Raw genomic sequence first — 20,563 nt, 5'->3', positions numbered from 1 at the left:
CGCTCGCGCGCGAGGGCGGCCCCGGGACGGGCCAGCGCCACGCCGCCGCTGCGCAGGCCCACCCACAGGGCGTCGCCCTGGGCCAGCAAGGACGACACGATGGCGGGCGCCCCGCGCGCGCCGGGTGGCTGGCGCCGGAAGCGCAGGCCGTCGAAACGCACCAGCGAGTCGTTGGTGCCGAGCCAGAGATAGCCGTCGGCGCCGTGGACGATCGCGCCGACCTGGCTCGGCCCGCCGTCGGCCGACAGCCAGCGCCGGTGCTCCAGGCGTTCGGGCGCATGCTCCTGCGCCGCCGCCGGCATGGCCATGCCGACGGCCACCAGCAAGGCGAGCGCGCATGCCGCCAGCGCGGGCGATCCAGGCCGGCCCGGCCACCGGCGAAAGCCTCGATGTTGCAGGATTTCCATTGCCCGATCATAGCATCGGGACTGACTGCGGCCGCATCCGTCGTTGCGCTATCCGCCCCCGCCGGACCGACATGCGCCCGCTCCCACCACATGAACCGGCCCGCAGGACGGAACCACCGCGTCCGGCGCGGCTCGAACGGAAGATGCCGGCGCCCGTGCCCGGCGAGCACATCCCACATCCACCCATCCGCATGGACACGAGGTCCACACCGTGAGCGCCGCCCCGATCGCCAGCCGGCAGGCCGGACTGCGCAGCTGGCTGCCGCCGCTGGTCGCGGCCGTGCTCCTGTGCGCGGCAGTCTGGGTCCTGCACGGCGAACTCCAGCAGATCCGTTATCGCGACCTGCAGGCGGCGCTGGCCCGCCTTGGCGCCGGGCACCTGCTGCTCGCCCTGCTGTGCTGCGCGGCCAACTACCTGGTCCTGAGCTGCTACGACCAGCTGGCCTTCGTCTACATCGGCAAGCGCATCGCACGCGCGCGCATCGCCCTGACCGCTGTCATCGGCTACGCGATCAGCAACAGCGTCGGCTTCGCACTGCTGTCGGGGACGGCCGTGCGCCACCGCTTCTATTCGCGTTGGGGCGTAGGCGGCGCCGACCTGTCCCGGATCGTGGCGCTGAATGGCATCACCTATTGGCTTGGCCTGCTGGCTTTGGGCGGCTGGAGCCTCGTCAATCACCCGCATGCCTGGCTCCAGGGCGAACTGGCGCAACGCGGCGCGCAGTGGCTCGGCCTGGCCTGCCTGGCGCTGGTGGGCAGCTACCTGTTCCTGCCGCTGGCGCGCAAGACGCCGCTACGGGTGCGCGGCTTCGATATGCGAATCCCGCCGCTGCCGCTCACGCTGGCCCAGCTGCTGGTGTCGATGACCGACTGGATGCTGGCGGCCGGCATCCTGTATGTCCTACTGCCGGATGCGCCGCCCTACCCCGTCGTGCTTGGCGCCTTCCTGGCAGCGCAACTGGTGGCACTGGCCAGCCACGTGCCCGGCGGGCTCGGCGTCTTCGACGGCATCGTGGCGCTGCTGCTGGCGCCGTACCTGCGCGCCGACCAGATCGTGGCGGCGCTGCTGCTGTACCGCCTGGTCTATTATCTGCTGCCGCTGAGCCTGGCGCTGGTCCTGCTGGTCGGCGACGAGACGCGGCGCCGGCGCGGGCGCCTGCAGCAGCTCGGCCAGTCGCTGGGCCAGCACTCGGTGCGGCTCGCGCCCAGGATCCTGGCGCTGTTCACCTTCATGGGCGGCCTGCTGCTGCTGGTCTCGGGCGCCACGCCGGCCGCGCACGAACGGCTGCACTGGCTGTCGCGCCTGTTTCCGGTCGGCCTGTTCGAAGCGTCGCATTTCATCGGCAGCGTCGTGGGCGTGGCCCTGCTGCTGCTGGCGCAGGCGATCGCGCGCCGCATCCGGCTGGCCTGGCAGCTCGCCGTCGGCGCGCTGGCCGCCGGCATCGCGGCCTCGCTGCTCAAGGGCGGCGACTGGGAAGAAGCGACGCTGCTGGCCTTGCTATTGCTGGTGTTCGCGCCGAGCCGCCGCCTGTTCGACAGGCGCGCGGCGCTGTTCGACACCCGTTTCTCGCCCGGCTGGATCGTCGCGATCGCGGCCGCCTTCGGCGCCTCGCTGTGGATCGGCATGTTCGCCTATCGCCACGTCGACTATTCGCACGAGCTGTGGTGGCAGGTGGCGCTGCACGGCGACGCGCCGCGCTTCCTGCGCGCCAGCCTGGGCGTCGCCGTGGCGCTGTTTGCCGTCGGGGTCGCGCGCCTGCTCCGGCCACCGCCGCACCTGGCCGAACCGCCATCGAGCGCGGCGCTGGCCGACGCCGAGCGCATCGTGCGCGCCCAGGGCGCGACCTTGCCCTACCTGGCCTGGCTGCGCGACAAGGAACTGCTGTTCAACCCCGAGCGTACGGCCTTCATCATGTACGGCGTGCGCGGCCGGACCTGGGTGGCGCTGGGCGATCCGGTCGGCCCGCCGGCCGCCGCCGCGTCCTTGACACGCGATTTCGTCGAGCGCGCGGATGATGCCGGCGCCACCCCGGTGTTCTACCAGGTGCATCCGGAGCAGCTGCACTGCTACGCCGACCTGGGGCTGGCGTTCGCCAAGTTCGGCGAGGAAGCGCGCATCCGCCTCGAGGGGCTGTCGCTGGCGGGAGGCCGCTTCAAGGAATTGCGGGCGGCCATGCAGCGCCTCAAGCGCGAGCACGTGGATTTCCGGATCGTGGCGCCCGAATCCGTGCCGGCGATCCTGCCGCAGCTGCGTTCGGTGTCGGATGACTGGCTGGCCGGCAAGGCCGGCGGCGAAAAGGGATTTTCGCTGGGCTTCTTTGCCGATGACTATTTGACGCGGCAACCGGTCGCGGTGCTCGAGCGCGAAGGCCGCATCGTGGCCTTCGCCAACCTGTTGTGCGGGCCCACCGGCGAGGAACTGTCGATCGACCTGATGCGCTTCATGCACGCGGCGCCGCGCGGCCTGATGGATGGCCTGCTCACCCATGTCTTCCTGTGGGGCCAGGAGCACGGCTACCGCTGGTTCAATCTCGGCATGGCGCCGCTGTCCGGCGTGCGCCCGTCGCGGGCCACGCCCATGTGGAACCGGCTGGCCGGCTTCGTGTACCGGCATGGGGAGTCGTTCTACAAATTCCAGGGGCTGCGCGCGTACAAGGAGAAATTCCATCCGGTGTAGGAGCCGCGGTATATCGCCTATGCGAGCGGGAAGTTTCTTCCTGCGCTGCTGGCCGATGTGGCGGCGCTGTCGGCACGGGGGTATGCGCGGATTTTTCTGTAGATTGCTGGGCCAGCACACCGGTGGCTTTGGGCAGATATTCGCCCGACGGACCCAACAATGAAAAAAGCCACCTTGCGGTGGCTTCTCTCTTTGAAACTTGGCGGAGACGGTGGGATTCGAACCCACGATACGGGTATAAGCCGTATGCTTCCTTAGCAGGGAAGTGCCTTCGGCCACTCGGCCACGTCTCCCATCAGAACCGGCGTTTGCACGTCAGCGCTGAGTGCAGGCATCTTAAGGGCTGGACCTCATTGCGTCAAGGACGCACGCCCAAAAATTTTGAAATTTGTTAACCTTGCTCCAGGCCAAATGCCTTGTGCAACGCGCGCACTGCGAGCTCCATATACTTCTCGTCGATCAGCACCGAAATCTTGATTTCGGAGGTCGAGATCATCTGGATGTTGATGCCCTCTTCCGACAAGGTGCGGAACATCTGCGACGCCACGCCGACGTGGCTGCGCATGCCCACGCCCACCGCCGACACCTTCGACACCTTGGCGTCGCCCAGCACCTTGGTGGCGCCCAGCGCCTGCTGCTGGCTCTCCAGCACGCCCATCGCGCGCACGTAGTCATTGCGCGGCACGGTGAAGGTGAAATCGGTCTTGCCGTCCACCGACTGGTTCTGGATGATCATGTCGACTTCGATGTTCGCGTCGGCGATCGGGCCCAGGATGTGGTAGGCCACGCCCGGCTTGTCCGGCACGCCCAGGACGGTGATCTTTGCTTCGTCGCGATTGAACGCGATGCCGGAGATGACGGCTTGTTCCATATTGCTTTCTTCCTCAAACGAAATCAGGGTGCCGGACTGGGCTTCTTCTTCCAGCGGCATCAGGGGATCGGTCAGCGACGACAGCACGCGCGTCGGCACCTGGTAGTTACCGGCGAACTCGACCGAGCGAGTCTGCAGCACCTTCGAGCCCAGCGAGGCCAGTTCGAGCATTTCCTCGAACGTGATCTTCGACAGGCGGCGCGCCTCGTCCACCACGCGTGGATCGGTCGTGTAGACGCCGTCGACGTCAGTGTAGATCAGGCATTCCTCGGCCTTCAGCGCGGCCGCAATCGCCACTGCCGAGGTATCCGAGCCGCCGCGACCCAGGGTCGAGATATTGCCTTCTTCATCCACGCCCTGGAAGCCGGTGATGATGACGATCTTGCCGGCCGCGACGTCGCGCAGCACGCGGCTGTCGTCGATCGACTGGATGCGCGCCTTGGTGAACGAGGAGTCGGTGCGGATGCCCGCCTGCCAGCCGGTGTACGACACCGCATCCTTGCCGATGGCCAGCAGTGCCATGGCCAGGAGGCCAACCGACACCTGCTCGCCGGTCGAGGCGATCATGTCCAGTTCGCGCGGGTCGGGTTGCGGCATGATTTCCTTGGCCAGACCAATCAGGCGGTTGGTCTCGCCCGACATCGCGGACGGCACAACGACGATTTGGTGACCTGCGTCATGCCACTTGGCCACCCGGGCCGCGACATTCTTGATACGGTCCGTCGAGCCCATCGACGTCCCGCCATATTTGTGGACAATTAAAGCCATATCAGGAAGGGTTCCAGCTTGTGTAAAGAGAAAAGAAGACTCTTAATGTAGCATGCTGCAACGCGGCATCACAAGGCTTGGAGATCGAAAAAGCTATATGGAAAGAAAATAACCTAATGCGTTTTCGGAATACACTTGCCTATACAATCTAGCTTCCGCTCACTTCCCAGCGCAGCCCGATCAGCTCCTGACCAAGCGCCGACCAGTGCCGGCAATCCATGCCGATGCCCGCGGCGAACAGCAGGTCGAGGTCGCGGCTGACCGTCGGCAGCCGCTCGCGTTCCCACGCCGGCACGCCCAGCGCCTGGTAATGCGCCTTCAGGCTGCGCGACGGCCGGTTGGCCGCGGGTTTCAGGCGCTCGCCGCCCTTGCGGAAATCGATGGTCAGGGTTTGCGCGCGCAGCCAGGCCGCATCGAAGCCCTGCTGCGCCGTCTCGAAGTGCAGCACGCCGCCGTAGTCCGGGAAGGCGATCGACGCCTCACCCTGCCAGCGGAACGCTTGCCCTTCCCTGTCGAGCACGCCGATATCGTCGGGATCGCGCATGCCGGCCAAGTCCGGCAAGTGCGGCGTGAGATACAGCTTGCCGCGGTGGCGGCGGATATGGCAGCCCGGATGCGTGACCTTCAATTGCGCATCCTCGCGCGCCGAGAACAGCTGCGCCACCATCTCGTTCAGCCAGGCGGTCGACGGCATCGCCAGGCCGCGCACCATGAACAGGTGGCGCATGAAGTTGTCGATGCGGTCGGCGCTCAAGCTGCCAAGACAGGCCAGGTCGATGGCGTCGCCATCCTGGCAGGCCGCCAGGTCCTGGGCCGCCAGCTCGTCGAGCAGGCGCTGGGCCGAGGCCACGTGGGCCGCGCCGCGCGCCAGTCGCGCCTGGAAGCCGGGGAAGTTCGCCGCCAGCGCCGGCATCACCTGGTGGCGCAGCGCGTTGCGCGTATAGCGCGGGTCCTGGTTCGACTCGTCCTCGACCCACTGCAATCCATGCTCGGCCGCATACGCTTCCAGGGCGGCGCGCGGCTGCGACAGCAAGGGCCGCGCCATCGGCAGGCCGGCGACACCCAGCAATCCTGGCGCGAGATTGTCGGCATCCATGCCCGACAGGCCGGCCGGCCCCGAACCGCGCAGCAATTGCAGCAGCACGGTCTCGGCCTGGTCGTCGAGATGGTGGGCGGTCAGGAGCAGATTGGCGCCATGCGCGCGGCACATCTCGCCCAGCGCGGCGTAGCGCAGCTTGCGCGCCGCGGCCTCGACGCCGGAACCGTCATGCGCGATCGTCACCCGGCGCTGGTCGAAACCGATGCCGAGCGCCGCCGCACTGCGCTCGCAATGCGCGCGCCAGTCGTCGGCATGCGGGCTCAGTCCGTGATGAACGTGGAAGGCATGCAGCCGCACGCCATGCTGCGCGCACCAGTCGTGCGCCAGCCGCAGCAAGACCATCGAATCGAGGCCGCCGCTACACGCAACTGCGATGGATTGGGGGGAGTATTTGGCGCGCAAGCCGGACATGGCTTGCGCGAACGATGCCGGGACCAGCCCGGCCGGGTTGGCCCCGCTGTTGGAACGGCTCAGAGGATTACTCCTCGCGCGGCAGCGTTTCCTTGAACTTGCCATAGCTCATCAGCTTCGCGTGACGGGCTTCCAGCAAGTCCTTGGTTTTCATGCCCTGGAACTGGCGCAGCGAATCGGCCAGCGCGCGCTTGAGCATTTGCGCCATCTGCGCCGGATCGCGGTGGGCGCCGCCGAGCGGTTCGGTGACGATCTTGTCGACCAGGCCCATCGCCTTCAGGCGGTGCGCGGTCAGGCCCAGGGCTTCGGCGGCGTCGGCCGCGCGTTCCGAGGTCTTCCACAGGATCGAGGCGCAGCCTTCCGGCGAGATCACCGAGTAGGTGGAGTATTGCAGCATCAGCACCGCATCGCCGACGGCGATCGCCAGCGCGCCGCCCGAACCGCCTTCGCCGATGATGGTGGCGATCAACGGCACCTTCAGTTCGGCCATGACGTACAGGTTGTGACCGATCGCTTCGGACTGGCCGCGCTCCTCGGCGTCGATGCCGGGGAATGCGCCGGGCGTGTCGACAAACGTGAAGATCGGCAGGCCGAATTTTTCCGCCAGCTTCATCAGGCGCATCGCCTTGCGGTAGCCTTCGGGCTTCGGCATGCCGAAGTTGCGCATCGCGCGCTCTTTGGTGTCGCGGCCCTTCTGGTGGCCGATCACCATGCATGGCTGGCCGTTGAAGCGGGCCAGGCCGCCGATGATCGACTGGTCGTCGGCGAAGGTGCGGTCGCCATGCAGCTCATGGAAATCGGTGAAGATCGCGTTCACGTAGTCCATCGTGTAAGGACGCTGCGGGTGGCGCGCGATCTGCGACACTTGCCACGGAGTCAGCTTGGCATAGATGTCCTTGGTGAGCTGCTGGCTCTTCTTGTCCAGGCGATCGATCTCTTCGGAGATGTCGACAGCGGAATCGTCTTGTACGAAACGCAGCTCTTCAATCTTGGAATCGAGCTCGGCAATCGGCTGCTCAAAATTGAGGAAAGTTGTTTTAGTCATTGTACCTCCGGGGTAATGTCTTGGCCGCGCTCCGTTATGCGCGGCGGATCAGGGCGCTATTCTACCGTAAGCCGACAGCATATCGAACGCCTGAATTGCTCAGTTGGCGGGCGATACGGTGGATGCAACCGGGTCCAGGCTGCGCCACAAATACCATGTAGCAACCGTGCGCCAGGGTTCCCAGTTGGCGGAGACCTCGCGCGCATCGCTGCGCGAGACCGGCTCGCCCGAGAAATAGTTTTGGCTGATGCCCTGGATCAGGCCGGGGTCGTCCAGTGGCAGGACGTTCGGCCGCAGCAGATTAAATATCAAAAACATCTCGGCTGTCCAGCGCGTGATGCCGCGGATCTGGACCAGCTCGGCGATGACGGCTTCGTCATCCATTTCCGACCACAGGTCGGCATGTACCCGCTTGGCCTTGAAATGGTCGGCCAGGTCGAGGATGTATTCGGTCTTGCGCTTGGACAGGCCGCAGCCCGACAGCTGCGCCGCCCCCAGCTTGAGCACCTGGCTCGGCGCCAGTTTCGGGCAGACGGCAAGCAATTTGCCCCAGGCCAGGTCGGCCGCTTTCGGCGTCACCTGCTGGCCGACGATCGACCGCGCCAGCGTGATGAACGGGTCGGGCTGGCCGCGCAGGTGCAGGTCGCCGAACTGGGGGATCAGCTTGTTCATGATGCGGTCGCGCTGCATCAGTTCGCGCTTGGCCTCGGCCCAATAGATCGGCACCGCCAGCGCATCCTGCGCCGGCAGCGCAGGCGACTCCACGCTGGCGCCTGCGGCGGCGCCGCCGGCCTTGTCCTTGTTGGCTGCCATTATGCGCGGCGCCAGGTCGTTCCGTCGGCCTTGTCTTCCAGGACGATGCCGGCTGCCGTGAGTTCCTTGCGGATCGCGTCGGCCTGGGCGAAGTCGCGTGCGGCCTTGGCGGCCGCGCGGCGCGCGATCGCATCGAGGATCGCCGCTTCATCGAGCCCGCCACTGCCCGGCGTGCCCGCCTGCAGGAAGGCTTGCGGCGCGCGCTCGAGCAGGCCCAGCACGGCGGCCAGCGCCTTCAACTGGCGTGCAGTCTCGACCGACTTGCCGCGATTGACTTCGCTCGCCAGGTCGAACAGTTCGGCCACCGCCAGCGGGGTGTTGAAATCGTCGTCCATCGCGTCGCGGAAGCGCTTCGCGTGCGCTTCGTCCCAGTCGACGGCCAGTTCGCCATCGCCCAGGTCGACGTCGGCGAGCGCGGTGTACAGGCGCGTCAGCGCGCCCCTGGCGTCGTCGATGTGCACGTCCGAGTAATTCAGCGGGCTGCGATAGTGGGCGCGCAGGATGAAGAAGCGCACCACTTCGGCGTCGTACTTCGCGAGGACTTCACGGATGGTGAAGAAGTTGCCCAGCGACTTGGACATCTTTTCGTTATCCACGCGCACGAAGCCGTTGTGGATCCAGTAGTTGACCATCGGGCCGCCGAAGGCGCCTTCGGATTGCGCGATCTCGTTCTCGTGGTGCGGGAACTGCAGGTCGGCGCCGCCGCCGTGGATGTCGAAGTGCTCGCCGAGCGTGGCGCACGACATGGCCGAGCACTCGATGTGCCAGCCCGGACGGCCGCGGCCCCACTGCGAATCCCATTTGGCCTCGAGCGGTTCGGATTCCTTGGCGGCCTTCCACAGCACGAAGTCGAGCGGATCGCGCTTGGCCGTCTTGACGTCGACGCGCTCGCCGGCGCGCAGGTCGTCCAGCGACTTGCCGGACAGCTTGCCGTAGCCGTCGAAACCGCGCACGGCGTAGTTGACGTCGCCATCCTCGGTTTGATAGGCCAGCCCTTTTTGCTCGAGCTTCTCGATGATCGACAGCATGTGCGGCACGTATTCGGTGGCGCGCGGCACCACGGTCGGGGGCAGGATGCCGAGCGCGTCCGTGTCTTCGTCCATGTATTTCTCGAAGCGCTTGGTCAGCGCGCCGATGGTCTCGCCATTCTCGACCGCGCGCCGGATGATCTTGTCGTCGATATCGGTGATGTTGCGCACGTAGTTGACTTCGTAGCCGGATGCCATCAGCCAGCGGTACACGACATCGAAAGCCATCATCATTCGCGCGTGGCCGACATGGCAGTAATCGTAGACGGTCATGCCGCATACATACATGCCGACCTTGCCTGCGACCTTGGGAACGAATACCTGCTTGTCACGCGCGAGCGTGTTGTAAATCTTGAGTTGGCTCATTGAGTTCCGTTTCGGAAGAGGAGCGCCGGGCGCAGCGCAAGCCGCAATAGCCACCCGGCGCAGCAGTGGGCGCGCATCGGGCGGGTGCGGCGTCGGGTTCGCCTGGCTCCTCGGTGTTGTTCTTATTTGATAGAATGGGGCGCTTGACTACGAACGCCTTTCGTAAAGTATAGCATTGATAAAATCCCGGCTGGCCGCCTACGGTCCAGCTTTATTTTTCGGGAAAACCCTTGACAGCGCCTTGCGCGAGGTCCATCAGAGGAAGCCAGATGTCGTCATCGATCACCCGCCGATCCCTGCTCGCCCGCATGACGGGCGCCACCGCCCTGCTCGCCTGCGGCCTGCTGTTCGCAGGCGCCGCGCCGGCCCAGGAAGCCTTTGATCCGGCGGCAGCGCCCGAGGCCAGCTCGGCCCCGGCCATGGTCGGCCCGCAGTATGCGATCAAGACCACCATGGGCGAGATCGTCGTCCAGCTCGACCAGGAAAAAGCCCCCAAAACCGTCGCCAACTTCGCCGCCTACGCCAAGTCGGGTTTTTACAAGGGCACGATCTTCCACCGCGTGATCGACGGCTTCATGATCCAGGCCGGCGGCATGAACGAGAAATTCGAGGGCCGCAAAACCCTCAAGCCGGTGAAGAACGAGTCGGATAACGGCCTGTCGAACCAGCCCTATACCATCGCCATGGCGCGCGAGGACAACCCCGACAGCGCGACCTCGCAATGGTTCATCAACGTGGCCGACAATTCCGGCATCGACCATCCCTTCGTCAAGGGCTCGGGCTATACCGTGTTCGGCAAGGTCGTGAAGGGCCAGGAGGTGGTCGACAAGATCAAGGGCGTGGTCGTCGACGACGTGCGCGGCATGCAGAACGTGCCAGTGGTGCCGATCAAGATTACGAACGTCACCCTGCTGAAGGGCGACAAGCTAGTAAAATAACGGTTTTGCCGCAGTTGCAATACCGGGCAAACAACAACCCATAGAACAGGACAAGCCATGACGACCATTCTCATCACCACCAACCAGGGCAATATCACCGCCGAGCTGGACGCCGAAAAAGCACCGAAGACCGTTGCCAACTTCCTCGACTACGTGGGCAAGGGCCACTTCACCAACACCATCTTCCACCGCGTGATCAAGGACTTCATGATCCAGGGCGGCGGCTTCGAGCCAGGCATGAAGCAAAAAGCCACCGAAGCGACCGTCGAGAACGAAGCCAAGAACGGCCTGAAGAACGACAAGTACACGCTGGCCATGGCCCGCACCTCGGCGCCGCACTCGGCATCGGCCCAGTTCTTCATCAACACCAAGAACAACGCCTTCCTCGACTACCCGGGCCAGGACGGCTGGGGCTACGCCGTGTTCGGCAAAGTGACCGAAGGCCAGGACGTGGTCGACGCGATCAACGGCGTCAAGACCACCCGCAGCGGCATGCACTCGGACGTGCCGGTCGACGCGGTCATCATCGAAAAGATCGAAGTGCTGTAATGCGCGGCGCGCACTGGCACCGGTCAATCCGATGACGTGTACTGGGCGCCCGTTCGCGCTGTTCATCTCCGACCTGCACCTGCAGGTCTCGCACCCGCGCACGCTGGAGGCCTTCCTGGCCTTCATGAAGGAGCGCGCGGTGCAGGCCGAGCGGCTCTACCTGCTCGGCGACATCTTCGAATACTGGGCCGGCGACGACGACCTCGCCGACCCGTTCAACGCGCAGGTGGTCGCCGCGATCCGCACGGTGGCCGACGCCGGCACCGCCGTCTACTGGATGGCCGGCAACCGCGATTTCCTGGTCGGCGACGCCTTCGCCCAGGCCGCCGGCCTGCAGCAGCTGGCAGACCCGCACGTGATCGAGGCCGGCGCGCGCCGCGTGGCCCTGCTGCACGGCGATGCCCAGTGCACGCTCGACACGCAATACATGGCGTTTCGCGCCCAGGTGCGCCAACCCGCCTGGCAAGCCAACTTCCTCGGCATGCCGCTGGCCCAGCGCAAGACGATCATCGCCGGCCTGCGCCAGGGTTCGCGCGACGCCCACACCGGGAAAGCGTACGAGACCGTGGACGTCACGCCCGATGCGATCGACGCCGTGTTCCTCGAGACCGGGGCCGACGTCATCATCCATGGCCATACCCACCGCCCCGCCGTGCACGAGCATGGAAAGAAGCTGCGCTACGTGCTGCCCGATTGGGAACTCGACGCCGAGCCGATGCGCGGCGGCTGGTTCGCGCTGCACGCCGACGGCAGTATCGTGCGCCACGACTTTACCGAACTGACGCAGTAGGAACGGCGATGTCGGGATGAAACCCGACGTCTGCATCTTTACATTTACGCCTATGGTGTTATAGTTCACTACAACACCACCGCAATACATCACCAAGGAGGCATGCATGAGCATTACACTGCAAGGCGCCGTGAGGGAGGCCACCGATGAGCGCCGACTGGAACGATAGCACCCCGATCTACCGCCAGCTCAAGGAGCGGGTGGTCGGCATGATGCTCGACGGCGTGTTGAAAGCCGGCGACGCCCTGCCCTCGGTGCGATCGATCGCCGCCGAGTACCAACTGAACCCGATAACAGTGTCGAAGGCATACCAGGAACTCGTCGACGAGCGCCTGGTGGAAAAACGAAGGGGAATAGGCATGTACGTCACCGAGGGAGCAAGCGAAAAACTGCTGGCAAGCGAACGCGAACGTTTCGTCCGCGAAGAGTGGCCGGCCATGGTCGAGCGCATCCGCCGCCTGGGGCTGGATGTCGAACAGCTGCTGCGCGACAGCGGCAATCCACAGGGAGGTGCGGCATGAACACCGTTCAAGACGCGGTCCATGACACGTCTGCGAGCCCGGCCTCCGGCGCCGTCCTGTCCGCACGCGGCTTGACCAAGCGCTACGGCAAGCAGGTGGCGGTCGACGGCATCGACTTCGAGATTCCGGCCGGGCGCATCGTCGGCCTGATCGGCCCCAATGGTTCGGGCAAGACCACCACGCTCAAGGCGGCCCTGGGCCTGATCCCGTTCGAGGGCGAGCTGTCCGTGCTGGGCCTCGATCCGCGCACCCGGCGCGACGACCTGATGAAGGACGTGTGCTTCATCGCCGACGTCGCCATCCTGCCGCGCTGGCTGCGGGTCAAGGACGCGGTGGACTTCGTGGAGGGCGTGCATCCGCGCTTCGACCGCAGCAAGGCCGAACGCTACATCGCCAACACCAGGCTGAGGCCAGGCATGAAGGTCAAGGAAATGTCGAAGGGCATGGTCGTGCAGTTGCACCTGGCGCTGGTGATGGCGATCGACGCCCGGCTGCTGGTGCTGGACGAGCCGACGCTCGGACTCGACATCCTGTATCGCAAGCAGTTCTACCAGCACCTGCTCGAAGACTACTTTGACGAACAAAAAACCATCGTCATCACCACCCACCAGGTGGAAGAAGTCGAGCACATCCTGACCGACCTGCTGTTCATCCGCGACGGCAAGATCGCGCTGGCGGCCTCGATGGAAGAGATCGGCCGGCGCTACGTCGAGGTGATGGTGCCGAACGAAAAGGCCGCCGCGGCGCGCGCCCTGCAGCCGCTCGACCAGCGCGCCATGTTCGGCAAGTCGGTGATGCTGTTCGATACCGAGCGCGCGGGCGGCCTGTCGCGCAGCCATCTCGAAGCCCTCGGCGAAGTGCGCCACCCGAGCGTGGCCGACCTGTTCGTCGCCACCATGAAAGGAAGCTACGCATGAACACGCACATGAGCACGATGAAATGGCTGATCCGGCGCGAACTGTGGGAACACAAGGGCGCGTTCGTCTATGCGCCGCTGGCGGTGGCGGCGGCCCTGGTGCTGCTGCTCGGCGGCGGCTTCCTGTACGCGTTGTCCTCCTCCGCCTTCCATATCCAGCACAATGGACAGCAGATGATCACGATCGAGGGCGTCCCGCCGGAGATGGTCGCCAAGGCGGCGGCGATGGCGGCCTCGAGCTACCTGGCGATCACGGCGCCGCTGTTCCTGGTGCTGCCGGTGGTGGTGTTCTTCTACTGCCTGGCCGCCCTGCACGACGAACGGCGCGACCGCAGCATCCTGTTCTGGAAGTCGCTGCCGATGTCGGACGGGCAGACCGTGCTCTCGAAGGCCGCGGTCGCGCTGGTGGTGGCGCCGTTGCTGACGGTGGCGATCGGCATCGCCACGTCCCTCGTGCTGCTGGTGCTTGGCCTGCTGGCCAGCGCGGTCAAGGGCGTCAACCTGATCGCCCCGGTGCTGGCCAACGCGAACTTCTACCTGTCCCCGCTCTACCTGCTGGCCTTCGTGCCGCTGTACATCCTGTGGGCGCTGCCGACGGTCGGCTGGCTGCTGCTGGTGTCGAGCTGGGCCCGCTCGAAGGTGTTCCTGTGGGCGGTGGGCGTGCCCCTGGTGGCGCTGGCCCTGCTGGCCTGGTTCGACTTCCTGGTCGGCCGCTTCTCGGGGCTGAGCCTGAACGTCAAGTGGTTCGGCGAAGAAGTGGTGGCGCGCATCCTCGGCGGCCTGATGCCGGGCATCTGGTTCGGCGAGGTCAATGGCAGGGCGCTGGCCGAACAGAATGCCGGCTTCGACGCGCCGATGCTGCTCGGCCTGTCCTACGGCACGCTGGCCTCGCCCGCGGTGTGGATCGCCGCCGTCGCCGGCTGCGCGATGATCTACGGGGCGATCCGCCTGCGCCGCTGGCGCGACGAAGGCTGAGCGCGATGCGCGTCCTGCCTGCGCTGCTGGCTGGCGCGCTGTTCGGCGCCAGCCTGGCCAGCGCTGCCGATCGCAGCGCGCCGGACAATCCGGATACGATCAACGTCAATGCGGTGCGCGATCCGGAGGTCCGGCGCTACACGTCGATCCTGGCCGGACTCGACGCCTTCGACCGTCACCATCACCTCGCGCCTGGCGTGGACGCCCTGCGCTTTCGGGTCCAGCGCGATCCCGCGTCCGACGCCGCCGCCCGTGTGCGACTCGAGGGCGATGGCGGTTTCGTCTTGCCGATCGCGCCGGATGCGCGCGGCGAGTACGTGGTGCCGCGCAGCGAAGAAGCGAAGGCCGCGAACAGTGAGCTGGTGCTGAACCAGAAGAGCAGCCGCTATCGCATCCAGCCGCATGTGCGCACTCCGGGCCTGCCGGAAAACGTGCGCCGGCTGGGCGACCTGCGGCTCGAGTGCAAGGTGTGGGTGGCGATCTCGAAGAACGAGATCGGCCTGATGTGGACGCTGACCATCAACGGTCTGCTGCGCACCCGCGACTGGTGCACCTTTCTCGACAAGGGGAAGGCAGGCTATGCCTTCCACGTGCAGGAACGGCTCGTGCGCGCCATCCTGCACGAGGGAAACCGCAGCGCGCTGCTCGAATCCCGCCGGCGCAGCTTCATGGCGCCGCTCCACGACATGTCGTGGAGCGACGAGGCGCTGGTCGAACTGGAATACGAAACGCCTACTGGAACTGCTGGCGAAACGCCTCGAACTGGGCCTTGAGCTCATCCATCTGGCCGCGCAGCGACGCCACTTCTTCTTCGAGCTGGGCGATGCGGCCGCCCTGGGTCAGGCCGCTCGCGCTGCTGGACGTCTGCTCGCTGCCGGCGACGATGGTGATCTCGCCGCCCAGCAGGTGGCCGTAGCGCGATTCCTTGGTGCCCGGCGCGCGTTCCAGCTTCGCCACCAGCGGCGGGTATTTGTCGATCAGGAACTGCAGCGCCGTCTCGACGTCCTGCACGCTCTTGAACTCGTGCAGGCGGCCGCTGCGGGTGCGGATCTCGCCGGCGGTCTGCAGGCCGCGCAGCATCAGGACCGTGAGCACGGCCAGCTTGTCCTGCTCCAGCGTCCACTTGATGCGCATGCGGTGCTCGTACTTCACGACGCGCGCGCCGGCCTGCGAGATGGCACCCACCAGCTTGCGTTCGGTGAGGCGCTGCAGGGTGTCGAGCACGATGTCGTCCGACAGCTGCATCACCGGATCGCGGCTCGACAGCTGGTTGCAACCGTTCACGATCGCGTTCAGCGACATCGGATAGTTATCGGGGGTCAGCGCTTCTTTTTCGGCCAGCACGGCCAGCACGCGCAGCTCTACCGGGTCAAGCACGGCTGCGGCGTCGGCGCCGCCAGTCGCTTCGTTCGTCATGCGATTCCTTCATCTACTTAATCTACTTAATCGACCAACCGGTTCAGTTGTTCCGAGTCGAGTTTATCACCCTCCTGCACGCGCGGGCAGCACAGGCCGGCCGCGCGCACCGTCTCGGTGAGGCGCTCGATCTGCTCGTCCTGGCGCGCGGCATGGTCGATCAGGCCGCGCAGGGCTTTCGACAGCGGGTCGTCGCCGTTGGGCGTGACCCCATAGGCGGCGAACATGCGCGCGCTGCGCGACTGGTCTTGTTTCTGGATCAGGTGGGCCGGATTGCCGACCGCCGTGGCGCCGGCCGGCACCGGCTTGACCACCACCGCGTTGGAACCGATCTTGGCGTATTCGCCGACCGTGAAGGCGCCCAGCACCTGGGCGCCGGCGCCGACGATCACGCCGCGCTCGAGCGTCGGATGGCGCTTGGTGCCGGCCACCAGCGTGGTGCCGCCCAGCGTGACGCCCTGGTAGATGGTGCAGTCGTCGCCGATCACGGCGGTCTCGCCGATCACCACGCCGAAGCCGTGGTCGATGAAGACCCGGCGGCCGATCGCGGCGCCGGGGTGGATCTCGATGCCGGTGACGATGCGGGCCAGGTGCGCGATGAAGCGGCCGAGCCATTTCAGGCCCATGCGCCAGCAGGCGTGGGCCCAGCGGTGGGCGACGATGGCGTGCAGGCCCGGATAGCAGGTCAGCACTTCCCAGCCGTTGCGGGCGGCGGGATCGCGCTCGATGATGTTGCGAATGTCTTCGCGCAGTCGTGAGAAAAACATGGTGACGCTCAGGATGGAACGGCTTTCATGGTAGCCGATCCGGGAATGGAATGCTTGTGGGGATGTTGCTGCGAAGGGAAGCGGCCTGGACGCGATGCCAGGCCGTTGCAGCCATACTACTCGGGCGAGAACATCAGCCTTCGCGCGCGATGCGCTGGCGGCGCGCCTCGTACAGGCAGACGCCCGAGGCGACCGACACGTTCAGGCTCTCGACCGAGCCGAACATCGGGATATTGACCAGCACGTCGCAGGTCTCGCGCGTCAGGCGGCGCATGCCCTCGCCTTCCGAACCCATGACCAGGGCGGCCGGGCCGGTGAAATCGGCTTCGTACAGGCCGCGTTCGGCGTCGTCCGAGGTGCCGATCAGGAGGATGTCGCGCTCCTTCAGCTCGCGCATGGTGCGCGCCAGGTTGGTGACGGTGATGTAGGGCACGGTCTCGGCCGCGCCGCTGGCGACCTTGGCGGCGGTGGCGTTCAGGCCGACCGCGCGGTCCTTCGGCACGATCACCGCGTGCGCGCCGACGCCGTCGGCCACGCGCAGGCAGGCGCCCAGGTTGTGCGGATCGGTGATGCCGTCCAGGATCAGGAGCAGCGGCGGACCCTCGATGGCGTCGAGCAGCTCGTCCAGGTTGCGCGCCAGCGCCAGCTGGCTGGCGAAGGCAATCACGCCCTGGTGGCGGCGGGTGCCGGTGATCTTGTCGAGGCGCGAGGCGTCGACCGGCATCACACGCACGCCGGCCGCCTTCGCATTGGCGATCAGGTCCTTCATGCGGCCGTCGTTGCGCTCGGCGTCGACGAAGATCTCTTCCACCGACTGGGCCTCGTGACGCAGGCGCGAGGTCACGGCGTGGAAGCCGAAAATCATTTTATTTTTCATTCTTTACTTCTTCTCTTACTTTCTCTTACTTCGTCTTGCTGGTTTTGGATGCGGTCTTGGCCGCCTTGGGTGCGGCTTCTTTTGTCGTGCTCCTGGCGGCGGTTTTCGCTACCGGTTTCGCTGCGGCCTTCTTCGCCGCCGGCTTGGCTGGCGCCTTCGCTGGCGCCTTCACTGGCGCCTGCGCCGGGGCCTCGGCGACAGGGGCCGCGGCCACTGCCTTCTTCGCCGCCTTGGCCGGGACCTTGGCGACGCCGGTGGCGGCGGTCTTGGCCGCGCGCGGCTTGCGTGGCGGCGGCACGAAGACCACGTCTTCCTCGGCCTCGTCCTCGATCGCCGGAGCCGGAGCGGGGACTGGAGCCGCAGCGGGCGCCGCCGCGCTCAAGAGGCCCTCGGCCACGGCCTTGGCGCGCGCCTTGCGCGACTTCGGCGGCTTCGTTTCGGTGGCCTCGTGCGCGGCCTGCAGCGCGCGCTCGAGCGGCGACGGCAGGGCCGCCGGCGCGGATGGCGCCTTCGCCTGCGGCGCCCGCTCGGCCTGGGCCTGGGCGCCCGGCGCCGCCAGGGTCAGGTCGATCTTGCGCGACTCCAGGTCGACGCGGGCCACCTTGACGGTCACGCGGTCGGTCAATTGGTAACGCTGGCCGGTGCGCTCGCCGCGCAGTTCATGGCGCGCCTCGTCGTACTGGAAGTAGTCGGCGCCCAGCTCGGTGATGTGCACCAGGCCCTCGACGAACAGCTCGTCGAGCTGCACGAAGATGCCGAAGGTGGTCACGCCGGCCACGGTGCCGGTGAACTCTTCGCCGATCTTGTCTTGCATGAAGAAGCACTTGAGCCAGTTCTCGACGTCGCGCGAGGCTTCGTCGGCGCGGCGCTCGTTGGCCGAGCAGTGCACGCCGAGGGCGTCCCAGACCGTCAGGTCCTTCTCGCTCTTCTGCGGCTTTCCTTCGGCCTTGTCCTTGGCTGCCTGCTTGCGCGCGGCGTTCGACTGGGTCGTGTTCAGCTTGCCCAGCTCGATGCCCTTCGGCTCGTAGCGCTTGCCCAGCAGGATCGCCTTGATCGCGCGGTGGGTCAGCAGGTCGGGATAGCGGCGGATCGGGCTGGTGAAGTGGGCATAGGCCTCGTAGGCCAGGCCGAAGTGGCCGACGTTGTCGGGGCTGTAGACCGCCTGCTGCATCGAGCGCAGCAGCATGGTCTGCAGCAGCGCCGCGTCGGGACGCTCGCGGATTTCCTGCATCACGGCGGCGTAGTCGCGCGCGGTCGGCTTGCTGCCGCCGCCCAGGTTCAGGCCCACCTGCTTGAGGAAGGTGCGCAGCTGGTTCAGCTTTTCCTCGGTCGGCACCGCGTGCACGCGGAAGGTGCCCGGATGCTTGTGGCGCAGCAGGAAGTCGGCGGCGCACACGTTGGCGGCCAGCATGCACTCCTCGATCAGGCGGTGCGCATCGTTGCGGGTGCGCGGGATGATCTTCTCGATCTTGCCCAGCGCGTTGCAGACGATATAGGTTTCGGTCGTTTCGAAATCGATCGCGCCGCGTTCCTGGCGCGCCTTGAGCAGCGCGCGGAACACCTGGTTCAGGTTCAGCAGGTGCGGGACGATGGCCGGACGCTTCTGCGCTTCCTCGCCGTCGGTACTGGCCAGGATGTCGGCCACCTGGTTATAGGTCAGGCGCGCCGCCGAGTGCATCACGGCCGGGTAGAACTGGTAAGCGGTGACTTCGCCGTCCTCGGTGACGACCATGTCGCACACCAGGGTGCAACGGTCGACCGCCGGGTTCAGCGAGCACAGGCCATTGGACAGCTTCTCGGGCAGCATCGGGATCACGCGGCGCGGGAAATAGACCGAGGTGCTGCGCTCGATCGCGTCGGCATCCAATGCGTCGTTCGGCTTCACGTAGTGGCTGACGTCGGCGATCGCGACCAGCAGGCGGAAGCCGCGGGCGGCGCCGATCTTGACCGGCTCGCAGTAGACCGCATCGTCGAAGTCGCGCGCGTCCTCGCCGTCGATGGTCACCAGCGGCACGTCGCGCAGGTCGACGCGGTCCGCCAGGTCGGCGTTCACGACTTCGTTCGGCAGGCGCGCGGCCTGCTTCAGTGCCGGCGCCGAGAACACGTGCGGCACGCCGAACTTGCGCACCGCGATCTCGATTTCCATGCCTGGATCGTCCAGTTCGCCGAGCACTTCAGTGATGCGGCCGGTCGGCTTCTGGAAGCGGCCCGGCTGCTCGAGCAGCTCGACGCTGACCACCTGCCCGGCGCGCGCCTTGCCCGGCGAGCCGGAAACCAGGATGTCCTGGCTGATGCGCTGGTCTTCGGGCGAGACGATCCAGACCCCGCCTTCGTTCAGGAGGCGGCCGATGATGTGGGTGTTGGCGCGCTCGACGACTTCGACGATCGAGCCTTCCTGGCGGCCGCGGCGGTCCTGGCCGGTCACACGCGCCATCACGCGGTCGCCGTGCAGCACTTTCTGCATCTCGCGGTCGGACAGGAACAGGTCTGGGCCTGGCTCGTCCGGGATCACGAATCCAAAGCCGTCGCGATGCGCACTGACGCGGCCGGCGATGAAGCCGGAGTGGTCGGCCAGCATATAGGTGCCGCTGCGGTCGGAACGGATCTGGCCGTCGCGCTCCATGGCGTTCAGGCGGCGGCCCAGGACTTCCTGGGCGGCTGGCTTGACCTTGAGGGCACGCGCCAGGCCGGCCGCATCGAGCGCTCCTGAAGCTTCGCGGAAGACTGCGAGGATTTCCTCGCGGCTTGGAATGGTATGAGTAGGTTGCTTCAAATCGGTTCTTTTTTCTTTTGGCCAGTAATTGCGCCGCTCATGAATAATAGGCGGCGTCATGCTTGATTGACACCTTGACAGGCGTAGTGTAACGGAGGTCCATCCGATTCGCCTAACGTGGCGTGCTGCGGGACATCCCGCGAGTTTTATTCATTGCCCCGATCGGAACTTCATCGTGGGTCTTTGACTATTGAAAATCATCCGCTATAATCTCGCTCTCTTCAGCAACGGCGGCAACGACGAAGCGAAGAAAGCAGCAGTGGCAAGCGGTGTAGTTGGCGTGACGATCTGGAAATGTTGATCTAGCGGAAAATGACAAAGCCTGCTATTGTAGCAGAGTTGGTTTGCAGTGCCCACGTGGCGGAATTGGTAGACGCGCATGGTTCAGGTCCATGTGCCGCGAGGTGTGGGGGTTCGAGTCCCTCCGTGGGCACCAACAGATTGACTGGTTGTTTGTTGTACAGAAAACGCCCACGTGGCGGAATTGGTAGACGCGCATGGTTCAGGTCCATGTGCCGCGAGGTGTGGGGGTTCGAGTCCCTCCGTGGGCACCAAC

The 20,563-nt window shown here is 66.1% G+C and carries 17 protein-coding genes, 3 tRNA genes and 1 pseudogene; 10 read left to right on the top strand and 11 right to left on the bottom strand.

The window, feature by feature from the left end; genetic code table 11:
- Positions 1 to 407, bottom strand: a pseudogene (locus HMPREF9710_RS28310) (hypothetical protein); the annotation flags it as partial.
- 211 nt (positions 408 to 618) lie between these two features.
- Here HMPREF9710_RS28310 and mprF point away from each other — a divergent pair.
- A complete protein-coding gene (gene mprF / locus HMPREF9710_RS21540) occupies positions 619 to 3,084 on the top strand; it encodes a bifunctional lysylphosphatidylglycerol flippase/synthetase MprF (RefSeq protein WP_005669905.1) in 2,466 nt (821 codons plus the stop codon).
- Positions 3,085 to 3,284: 200 nt separating this feature from the next.
- Here mprF and HMPREF9710_RS21535 read toward each other — a convergent pair.
- The 6 genes from HMPREF9710_RS21535 to cysS form a co-directional block, all read right to left on the bottom strand.
- Positions 3,285 to 3,377, bottom strand: a tRNA-Ser gene (locus tag HMPREF9710_RS21535).
- A gap of 98 nt (positions 3,378 to 3,475) precedes the next feature.
- Entirely contained in the window at positions 3,476 to 4,723 is a 1,248-nt protein-coding gene (locus HMPREF9710_RS21530) for an aspartate kinase (protein ID WP_040777701.1), read from the bottom strand.
- A gap of 148 nt (positions 4,724 to 4,871) precedes the next feature.
- A complete protein-coding gene (tilS, locus tag HMPREF9710_RS21525; RefSeq protein ID WP_051205156.1) occupies positions 4,872 to 6,233 on the bottom strand; it encodes a tRNA lysidine(34) synthetase TilS in 1,362 nt (453 codons plus the stop codon).
- A 67-nt stretch (positions 6,234 to 6,300) separates the two neighbouring features.
- A complete protein-coding gene (locus HMPREF9710_RS21520) occupies positions 6,301 to 7,278 on the bottom strand; it encodes an acetyl-CoA carboxylase carboxyltransferase subunit alpha (RefSeq protein WP_005669899.1) in 978 nt (325 codons plus the stop codon).
- A gap of 99 nt (positions 7,279 to 7,377) precedes the next feature.
- Positions 7,378 to 8,091, bottom strand: coding sequence for a DNA-3-methyladenine glycosylase family protein (locus HMPREF9710_RS21515; protein ID WP_005669898.1), 714 nt, complete (start codon positions 8,089 to 8,091; stop codon positions 7,378 to 7,380).
- A complete protein-coding gene (gene cysS / locus HMPREF9710_RS21510) occupies positions 8,091 to 9,485 on the bottom strand; it encodes a cysteine--tRNA ligase (protein WP_005669896.1) in 1,395 nt (464 codons plus the stop codon). The genes HMPREF9710_RS21515 and cysS overlap by 1 nt, the downstream gene beginning before the upstream one ends.
- Before the next feature lie 269 nt (positions 9,486 to 9,754).
- Between cysS and HMPREF9710_RS21505 the strand changes: the two genes are divergently transcribed.
- From HMPREF9710_RS21505 to HMPREF9710_RS21475, 7 genes are all read left to right on the top strand, one after another.
- Positions 9,755 to 10,423 (top strand): peptidylprolyl isomerase, encoded by a 669-nt coding sequence (locus HMPREF9710_RS21505; RefSeq protein WP_005669895.1) that lies wholly within the window; start codon positions 9,755 to 9,757, stop codon positions 10,421 to 10,423.
- Positions 10,424 to 10,480: 57 nt separating this feature from the next.
- A complete protein-coding gene (locus HMPREF9710_RS21500) occupies positions 10,481 to 10,972 on the top strand; it encodes a peptidylprolyl isomerase (RefSeq protein WP_005669893.1) in 492 nt (163 codons plus the stop codon).
- Positions 10,973 to 11,003: 31 nt separating this feature from the next.
- Positions 11,004 to 11,762 (top strand): UDP-2,3-diacylglucosamine diphosphatase, encoded by a 759-nt coding sequence (locus tag HMPREF9710_RS21495; RefSeq protein WP_005669892.1) that lies wholly within the window; start codon positions 11,004 to 11,006, stop codon positions 11,760 to 11,762.
- 146 nt (positions 11,763 to 11,908) lie between these two features.
- Positions 11,909 to 12,283 (top strand): GntR family transcriptional regulator, encoded by a 375-nt coding sequence (locus HMPREF9710_RS21490; RefSeq protein WP_005669890.1) that lies wholly within the window; start codon positions 11,909 to 11,911, stop codon positions 12,281 to 12,283.
- The gene (locus HMPREF9710_RS21485; RefSeq protein WP_005669889.1) at positions 12,280 to 13,200 is read left to right on the top strand and encodes an ABC transporter ATP-binding protein; all 921 of its coding nucleotides are present in this window, start codon (positions 12,280 to 12,282) and stop codon (positions 13,198 to 13,200) included. Before HMPREF9710_RS21490 ends, HMPREF9710_RS21485 begins: the two co-directional genes overlap by 4 nt.
- On the top strand, positions 13,197 to 14,174 hold the full coding sequence (locus tag HMPREF9710_RS21480; protein ID WP_005669887.1) for a hypothetical protein: 978 nt from the start codon (positions 13,197 to 13,199) through the stop codon (positions 14,172 to 14,174). Before HMPREF9710_RS21485 ends, HMPREF9710_RS21480 begins: the two co-directional genes overlap by 4 nt.
- A 5-nt stretch (positions 14,175 to 14,179) precedes the next feature.
- On the top strand, positions 14,180 to 14,947 hold the full coding sequence (locus HMPREF9710_RS21475; protein WP_005669885.1) for a hypothetical protein: 768 nt from the start codon (positions 14,180 to 14,182) through the stop codon (positions 14,945 to 14,947).
- Here HMPREF9710_RS21475 and HMPREF9710_RS21470 read toward each other — a convergent pair.
- The 4 genes from HMPREF9710_RS21470 to rnr form a co-directional block, all read right to left on the bottom strand.
- Positions 14,907 to 15,590 carry a YceH family protein gene (locus tag HMPREF9710_RS21470; RefSeq protein ID WP_005669883.1) on the bottom strand — a complete coding sequence of 228 codons (684 nt, stop codon included), beginning with the start codon at positions 15,588 to 15,590 and terminating at the stop codon, positions 14,907 to 14,909. The genes HMPREF9710_RS21475 and HMPREF9710_RS21470 overlap by 41 nt on opposite strands.
- 26 nt (positions 15,591 to 15,616) lie before the next feature.
- Complete coding sequence (cysE, locus tag HMPREF9710_RS21465) at positions 15,617 to 16,357, bottom strand: serine O-acetyltransferase (protein ID WP_005669881.1); 741 nt, start codon at positions 16,355 to 16,357, stop codon at positions 15,617 to 15,619.
- Between the two features lie 133 nt (positions 16,358 to 16,490).
- Complete coding sequence (gene rlmB, locus HMPREF9710_RS21460) at positions 16,491 to 17,234, bottom strand: 23S rRNA (guanosine(2251)-2'-O)-methyltransferase RlmB (protein ID WP_005669879.1); 744 nt, start codon at positions 17,232 to 17,234, stop codon at positions 16,491 to 16,493.
- A 25-nt stretch (positions 17,235 to 17,259) separates the two neighbouring features.
- Positions 17,260 to 20,007, bottom strand: coding sequence for a ribonuclease R (gene rnr, locus HMPREF9710_RS21455; protein WP_081589981.1), 2,748 nt, complete (start codon positions 20,005 to 20,007; stop codon positions 17,260 to 17,262).
- 351 nt (positions 20,008 to 20,358) lie between these two features.
- Here rnr and HMPREF9710_RS21450 point away from each other — a divergent pair.
- A tRNA-Leu gene (locus tag HMPREF9710_RS21450) sits at positions 20,359 to 20,443 on the top strand.
- Between the two features lie 33 nt (positions 20,444 to 20,476).
- Positions 20,477 to 20,561 (top strand) — tRNA-Leu (locus HMPREF9710_RS21445).
- Positions 20,562 to 20,563 lie beyond the last annotated feature (2 nt).

It is taken from the genome of Massilia timonae CCUG 45783 (assembly GCF_000315425.1).
In the GTDB taxonomy this organism is placed as follows: Bacteria; Pseudomonadota; Gammaproteobacteria; order Burkholderiales; family Burkholderiaceae_D; genus Telluria; species Telluria timonae.
This window is presented reverse-complemented; position numbering and strand designations above follow the sequence as displayed.